General features: G+C 33.9%; 2 protein-coding genes. Both read left to right on the top strand.

Annotation, left to right across the window (positions count from 1 at the left end; genetic code table 11):
* Window positions 1-844 (top strand): RHS repeat-associated core domain-containing protein (locus AC4AGG_RS16515; RefSeq protein ID WP_489773119.1); only part of this gene is annotated, 844 nt, incomplete at its 5' end.
* Entirely contained in the window at window positions 834-1,022 is a 189-nt protein-coding gene (locus tag AC4AGG_RS16510) for a hypothetical protein (RefSeq protein ID WP_489773118.1), read from the top strand. The genes AC4AGG_RS16515 and AC4AGG_RS16510, both read left to right, overlap by 11 nt.
* Window positions 1,023-1,119: the final 97 nt, after the last annotated feature.

Raw genomic sequence — 1,119 nt, 5'->3', positions numbered from 1 at the left:
ATACAACGGTAAAGAACTACAAGAAACTGGAATGTATGATTATGGGGCAAGGTTCTATATGCCGGATATTGGGAGATGGGGGGTTGTAGATCCGCATCAGGAATCATATATGAATTATTCCCCATATAATTATGTTGGAAATAGCCCAATTGTCAGAATTGATCCCGATGGAAGAGATTGGTACTACACAGAAGATGGACAATATGTGTATGATAAAGGACTAAACAAAGATAATTCTGCTCAATTTTTTCAAGATAATAATATCGAAGGAGCAAAGTATGCTTTTGAAAGCAATACTATGGGAAGTATGAACTATGCTGCTGATGGAAATATATATGATGACTCTGAAGCAGGGGGAGGAAAGGTTGTTGCAGATGGAAGATTGCATAAAATTGATGAAGTAACTGTTACCTGTAAACCGATGAAGTTTTCTACACTTGGAAAAGGTTTTAATTTCTTAATGGATGATATAGTATCCAAACCTATAGAAGGAGTTCAAGTAGTAGGTTATATTTTTTATGGCGGCTATCGTTTAGTAGAAGATGTAATAGAAACAGGAGAAGCAGGAAATAAGCATATAAAAATGGACATGAGCATATATGGTTTTAAAAATGGAAGATGGAAAAGGAAGGTTGATTATCAAGATGGAACCACTGTAATGACGGAAGCTGAAAAATTTGAACAATTAGCTATACCTGGTATTGAAGCAACCACAGCAGGAATTAGTTTCCCTTTTAAGCCATTCAAAAGTGCTGTTGCTAATTGGGGAGTAAATAATGCAGCTAAAACTGCTGTAAAAAAAGGAATATATCAATTTGGACCTAAAAGTAAAAATGATGATTGATTTTGTATTTGGCGGATTTGGAGTATTTATTAGATGGATTTTTGTGTACAAGTGTGATTCAAAAAAAATGACTGAAGCTTATAATCGAGACACAGCGCAAGAAGGAGCAAAAAATAATTTAGCTGGAATGATTTTAATACCTATATGCGTTATTATTGGCTTTATAAGCTCACTCTAACCGGGCTACGTCTAACAGGGCTACGTCTAATAGATAGTAATTTCTTTATTCTATTATAAAAATAAGGTTTTACAATGTAATCTATTGTTTTATAACT

This window comes from Chryseobacterium sp. CG10_8 (genome assembly GCF_058117085.1).
This window is presented reverse-complemented; position numbering and strand designations above follow the sequence as displayed.

What these genes read in the sequence shown, in the direction of transcription:
- AC4AGG_RS16510 (WP_489773118.1), top strand. Translation starts at nt 834, where the DNA reads ATGATGATTGATTTTGTATTTGGCGGATTTGGAGTATTTATTAGATGG.